The following is a 6,363-nucleotide window of genomic DNA, read 5'->3' as shown; positions in this document are numbered from 1 at the left end:
AGTGATCCCACTCCGCCGCTGACACCGGCTAAGCTGCTCCCGCCACCTGGGGAAGTTGATCTAGTACAGGTGGGGCGTTTCGATTAGCGCCGTCAACGTAGCAAGTACTGGCGTATTGACGAAAGCTACAATTTCGGCACCTGATTCCAGGTCGGACAGTCGCCAGACCTGCAGCAACGGACGGAAGCGTCGCTGAGCCACGCGAGAGTGGAAGTCCGGACGAGCAGGTCCGCATCCTCAGCGTAGGCCCGTAACGACTGCAGACCAGGATGGGGCGCGGCAGCGGATCCGCCAGCGCGACCAGGTGGAGCACGCAGAAGTAGCAGGGGCCAGCCCGCGGCCGCCGAGTGCAGGTCGCAGTCGAGGGGGTAGTCGACCGCGAGGACCAGCGTCTCCCACGTCGTGGCCGGCTGAACCACGGCAGCAACGCTTCGGGCCCCGCATCGAGATAGCGCTGGGCGCCGGCCACCCGACCGGCGCGCAACCCGCCATCGACGCCAGCCGCATGATCGTCTTGGATCAGCGGCCCTGGCGAGATTGACTTCATCCGGCCGGGGTGCAGCGGGTAGAGACGGTTTGCGCCGGTGCCGGTTCTCAGCAAACGTCCTTCCAGCTTAGCGTTCCGCCTCGTCGCCGCCGGGGGCCAGCGCCAAGTCGCTGGCCACATCCTCGAGAGTCCACGGCAGACTCGGCTTGCCCTCGATTGTAACGCCGTACATCCGCAGCTCGGCGAGTGTCGTGACGTCACCACTAGCTGTCAGGATCCGCTCGACTTTGTCCCAGACTTCTTCGCACCCACGGCAGTAGGCGATGAGGTAGTGCTCCAAGGCCATGTCATACCGGTTTTGCCGCGCCTGCCGGTCCGCCAAGATAACCCGGGCCGATACGTTCCCGGCGTCGACAGCACGTGACAGCAAGCGCATCGCGTCTTTGGTCCGCTCGACTCGGAACAGAGCTGATACCACATCACCGATCAGTGCGGTCTCTCCTACGTCCAACTCCGACTCGATCATGGCAAGTGGTTCATCAAAGTGCTTCTCCCGGATCAACGCGACGAGAAGTCGAGGATCGGTCTTACGCAGCAGGCCTGTCGACTGAACCTCCCGCAGCAGTACTAACGCCTCGTGCGTGCGATCGAACTCCAACAGCAGCTCCGCGGCTCGCACCCGTGCGGCCGGATAGCCGTTGCACGCCGCTTGCTCGAACCAGTACACCGCGCCGCCAGACTGTCCGATCGGCGACTGCCCGATGCACTTGGCAGTATTAGTATTTTGCTGCAACGAGGCGTTCGCCGCAGCGGCCTTCCTCGCAGCCAGCGCAAACCCTTCGGCAAGCCAGTTCATCGCTGCACCCAGGTCGACGCCGTGCCGAGCTGAGTACGCCTCAAGCGCGACTCCGGCGGCATCACCGCGTAGGAACTCAACCACCGGCAGCACAGCATCTGGGCCGACCACGTCGATGACACCGATATACCATCTCAACGCCTCGTGAACCGTCTCGACCGTCCCGCACCGACACAATGCGACTGCGATCCGCCCCGCCTCCGATGGTGACGCAACACCACGTGCACGGCGGAAGTAACCTGCAGCGTTGCCCATGTCGCCCAAGAAAGCAGCCTGTTCGGCAGCCAAGACCCACGAACGATCGTGCCCTCGCACCGCGGCATCGACATGGCACTCCATCGCCCGACGGCGAAGACCACGCTCCACATGAACCTTGGCAACCTCGATCAGCGCCTGTGGTTCGCCGGCGCTCGCAGCTCGCTGCGCGTGGGCCAGCGCTGTGTCGCTCAGACCGGCCAGGGCGTACATACGGGCAGCATAAATCCGCGCCCCTGCCACGTTCAGCTCAACGGCAGAATCGCACCAATTCAACGCCTCCTCAATCTCGCCGAGGCCAAGCAGTACATCAGCGCCGACCAAGTAGGCGTCAGCGTCGCCAGACTGCGCCTGTTCCCGTAGCCACCGGACCGCCGCCGCCTCATCCACATGCTCGATAAGGAGATCGGCGATTCCGGGTAACGTGTTCAGACCTGTCGCGCTCCTCTGCACGACAAGGAAGTTGACGCCCTTCTCGTACCCGGACTCCTCGGCGATCATCTCAGCGGCAACAACGGCAGCGTTCACGTCACCTTGCTTGGACATGCGCCGATAAACATCGATCGCCTTCTGCCGTTGCCCAGCCTCGACGTGTGCGATGGCTTCAAGCTTCAACGACTCCGTATCGCCTGATGCCTTGGCTTGACTCAGCCATTCGACCGCCGCCTCGGGCCTCCCGGCCTCCAGCAGAATCTGCCCTCCGGCCAGCACGGCGGCTGCGACGTGGTGACGAGCAGGAGTCCGGTACAGCTCGAGCGCTTCATCAACACGACCACACGAACGCATCATGTCGGCGAGCTCGCGACGTGCGGACGCCGTAGCATTGTCGCGCACACGCCGGAAGAACGCTGCTGCCTCCCGAAGAAGACCACGCCTCCGGCACTCACGCCCAAGGGGGATCAAACTGCTCGGGGCGGCGAAAGCAAACAACGAGGGCCACAGATGCGGCGCCGGGAGCGTCAGCGCTTCCGCTTCCGTCACAAACTGGCACTCGAGGTAGTCGTTGAGCCGGAACATCCGTTTCGCAGCAGTGTTATCGGCCTCGTTGACCGAGCGCACCAGCAGCATCCCGGTGTCTCCGACACCACAAGCTGTCAACTGGTCGATCGCTTCCTCGAACCAGTCCTCACCCAGCCGCGCCCGCTCCCACTCTGGAAGGTAGCCCACTGCGCCGGCCTGCAGCAGGTCCGTTCGCATCCACGGCTCATGACCGATGATGCGAGCGTCGATGAGGCTCTGCAGGATCGCCCTGGCTGCAGGACTGGCCATCGAGAAGCGGGCCTGGAAGTCTGGAGCCTCAACCAGGTACTGGATCACGTAGCCATCAGCGCCGCGCTCTGCAGCCTCCACGATGCGCGGGTCATCGGACCTTCTCGCCGCGACAACCTCGGTTTCCGTGAAACGCTCCGGAACTCCGACAACGCTGCCAGCCAGCAAATGGCGAAGGTGAACACTAAGGGCCGCTTGCTCGGGCGCCGGCGAGCCCATCAATGTATGCATGTCTTTCTTGCTCAATGTTAGCAAGACCATCATTGGTCCGCGCTGAGCGTCATAGACCAGATCCCGGAGCTCACGAGCTACTCGCTCACCCAGCTCCGGGCCATGATCGAGCAAGTAACGCGCTGCGTTGGGCAGCCACAGCACCGTGCGCGGGGGCAACTCGGCGATCTGCGCCAGCAAAGACTGAGGATCACTGGGACTGGTGCCTGGCCAGATCCACCATCCATCGAGCAGCGGCGCGAGCATGCCCGGCCTGTTCGCACGGACCGCCTCCCACAACGCTCGCTTCATCCCTGACTTCGGGCTGCCCACGAGCGCGACAACGCCGCTCCTGCCGGCGGCGATCAACGAGACTCGCTGCTGGATCTCGTCGTCATGACTGCGCCGGAAGTACCCGGTCAGTTCTGTTTGTGTCGTCGAGTTGGCTCGGCCCATACCGACAATTGAGCGGATCTCCAGTTGGGACGGCGTGCAGTGCATCAACTTCATACCCGCCGACGCACGTGCCGACGACGTCACTGCCCGACCACGGTCGGTTCGTTTCACCTTTTCGCCTCAATTGTCCAGGTCCATCCATACTGTGCGGGTGACCGGCACGACACGCGTCATGCCGTCCTACCAGGACTGCGTCGTCGACCGTGCCCGAACAGCCCTGGTTCAGTCCAGCCCGGTATGCGCCGCCGCGCCGAACGGTCGATCCAGACGTCGAAAGCCGACCCACAGTTCGTCACGAAATTCCGCCAAGGGTCACCTATTAGGGGCATGAACAAGCGACGGCGCACCAAGAAGAGCCACTCAACGAATCGCTTCACAGACACAATAGTGTGAATATTTGTCTTCACTACTCCATTTGCGACGGTCTGCCCTGTCGTCGATGGTCGCTCACGGTGCACATCTCGACCAAGGGCATCAGCTTCGGCCCGGCACAACACTGCTGTCCGTTCACCTCTCGAACACGCCAACCGGGCGACACGGCGGGGAACTCGCCGGTCAACCGGTCGCCGAGAGTGTCGAAGCGGGCTGGGCACCGGCCGCGGCCAGGATGAACCCCCCACTGGGCGGGTGAACCGCACCGAGGACTCCCGTAGCGGTCCCCGACATGCGGCGCGACCTCGGCGCGGCGGTGCAAGTCACGCGGCCGATGCACACGAACAGCGCGCGTCGTCGGCCACGACCGTCAAGCGTCGGCGCAGGCCCGTGTGTCGTTCCAGCTGGTCTATCAGCGCGGTAAGCGAATCGCCGTCCGGCAGCGCCACGGCTCGATGCCTCGTGCTGACGTTCGCTGTCGCGGGCCCGACGCCGACCACACCGACGCCGGCGAACACGCCGAACTGTGTCGCCCGTGGCTGCCAACGCAACAGGTAGGAGGCCACGGACCTCGGCACGGCGTAATTCCTTGGTCGTGGTCTCGGCGGCGTCGTCGCTGATGATGTGGTCGACGCGGGCGCCAAGGGACTGCAGCGCCGCTGAGTCGCGCACCCTCTGGGTGCGCACGCCGAACAGCGGGTTCGCCTACGGCACCCGGTGCCGCGCGGCGACGGAAATCTCTACCTCGGCGCTACCAACCGCCTCACCCTCTCCCCCGACCCAGCACTGGCCGCAACGTTGGCGAAATCGGTGTGCTCGTCACCGACGGTGTCCGCGTGCTCGACCACCGGCTCGCCAACGCGGCGCTACGGCGCCCGCAGGGGGGCTATCGGCCTTCAGCACGACCCGGTGGCTATCCACTGCCTGCTCCCTGTGGTCAGTCGCTCGCGAACACCGAGGTCCGCTCGGTGCCGTTGCCCACCAGGAATACACCGGTGCGAATTTCCCTGGATCGGGTGAGGATTCGGCTTCTCAGCTCCGGCGGCCAGACGGTTTCTGCCGTCCACACCACGCCCACTACCAGGTCAAGGTCGTCGATCTGCAGCTGGGACAGGTCGGCTCCGGAAGCGTCGATCTCGCCACCTGCCGAAGTGAGAGCGCGGGCGTGAGTGAGGGCGTCGCCGAGGGCGTCCTGGACGGCGCTGACGAGTCTGCAGGCCAAATCCCAGTCCACCAGGTCGGAGAGGGTGGAGATGAGGTCGCGGGCACGGGTGAGGGCTTGGGCCAGCTCGAAGAGGTGGGTGAGGAGGTCATAAGTGAGGGTGAGGTCGTGGGTGAGGAGGCGGGCGCTGTCGAGGACCGAGACGAGGGTCTGCTCGATGGTGCGGCCGGTGTCGTAGGCACCGAAAAGGTTGAGGAGAGATCCGGTGTCGTAGGCGCGGCGGCCGAGAGCCCGGGGATGGAGGTCAAGATCCTGGTGGAACGTCCCGGTGTAGTCGTGCACGAATCCAACGTCGCGGGCGAGGCGACGCGCGCTGACGCGCCAGGCGATCAGAGCGGCCGGGTGATTGTGGTATCCGCTCGCGCCGCGTTCGGTCTGCTCGGATGGGGGTGTCGGAGCCTCGGCCGCTGCGTCGGTCATGACCGCGACGAGGGTGGTCGTGGGGTCAACTTCGGCCTGGATGTGCTGCAGGAGTTCGCTGTCCGCGGCGGCCAGCAGCGCGTCGAGCTGGTCGTCATTGAGGTCGTGCTGGTGGTCAGCGTCGCCGACGTTCATCCTGTGCGCCTCCCTCCGGGGTGACGGCTGCGGCGAGATGGCGTTTGAGCTTCGTTCTCGCGGACCGGGCGATGTCCCGGGTTTTCTGCTCGGTGAGGTCGACGAAACCAGGGATATCGACCAACCGGAATCCGTCGGTGAGGAAGGCCATCACCTCCCGCTCGAACGGATTCAAACAGCTGAGAGCATCGAGCACGGTGTGGATCTGCACGGTGTGCTCGCCCAGCTCCACACCGGGAGCTGGCAGGTCCGGTATCTCCACGCCTGGCCAGATGAGGGGGCGGCAGCGCGGCCCTGGCGGGCGCTGGAACCGGCGTAGCGCCACGGTGCGGATCCACCCGCGCTGGTTGACCCGTGACCACTCGTCGGGCCGCGTGGCCATCTCGCGCCACGAATCGACGAACGCCTCCTGCGTCGCGTCGCGGGCGTCCTCCAGGCTGGCCGGGCCGGCCTTCATGACGAACCGGATCACGAGCGCCCACTCGGCGTCGTAGAAGGCGATCCACTGGCTGCGCATCGCCTCCATCCTGGCCGCCTCAGCTTGCGGAAGATAGCCAGGTCGCAGAGGGGCGCCGGCCGCGTCCGGCTGGTGCTCATCGCCGACCATCGGCAGTCGGATCTTCTGAGGGCGTGCTCCCGCCGACCTCGATGGTCAGCCCGCGGGCGCCGAGATCGACCAAG

Annotated in this window: 4 protein-coding genes; all 4 read right to left on the bottom strand. The window is 65.2% G+C overall.

The window, feature by feature from the left end; all coding sequences use genetic code 11:
- Positions 1–614: 614 nt before the first annotated feature.
- Positions 615–3,644 carry a hypothetical protein gene (locus AB0M59_RS49325; RefSeq protein WP_364629919.1) on the bottom strand — a complete coding sequence of 1,010 codons (3,030 nt, stop codon included), beginning with the start codon at positions 3,642–3,644 and terminating at the stop codon, positions 615–617.
- Between the two features lie 584 nt (positions 3,645–4,228).
- Complete coding sequence (locus AB0M59_RS49320) at positions 4,229–4,549, bottom strand: lantibiotic dehydratase (protein WP_364629917.1); 321 nt, start codon at positions 4,547–4,549, stop codon at positions 4,229–4,231.
- A gap of 293 nt (positions 4,550–4,842) precedes the next feature.
- Positions 4,843–5,682 carry a hypothetical protein gene (locus AB0M59_RS49315; RefSeq protein WP_364629914.1) on the bottom strand — a complete coding sequence of 280 codons (840 nt, stop codon included), beginning with the start codon at positions 5,680–5,682 and terminating at the stop codon, positions 4,843–4,845.
- Positions 5,663–6,199: a hypothetical protein gene (locus tag AB0M59_RS49310; RefSeq protein WP_364629911.1), complete on the bottom strand. Its 537-nt coding sequence runs from the start codon at positions 6,197–6,199 to the stop codon at positions 5,663–5,665. Before AB0M59_RS49310 ends, AB0M59_RS49315 begins: the two co-directional genes overlap by 20 nt.
- Positions 6,200–6,363: the final 164 nt, after the last annotated feature.

The organism is Amycolatopsis sp. NPDC051371, from assembly GCF_040682155.1.
GTDB lineage: Bacteria > Actinomycetota > Actinomycetes > Mycobacteriales > Pseudonocardiaceae > Amycolatopsis.
The sequence above is the reverse complement of the archived record's forward strand: the minus strand, read 5'-3'. Positions and strand labels throughout refer to the sequence as shown.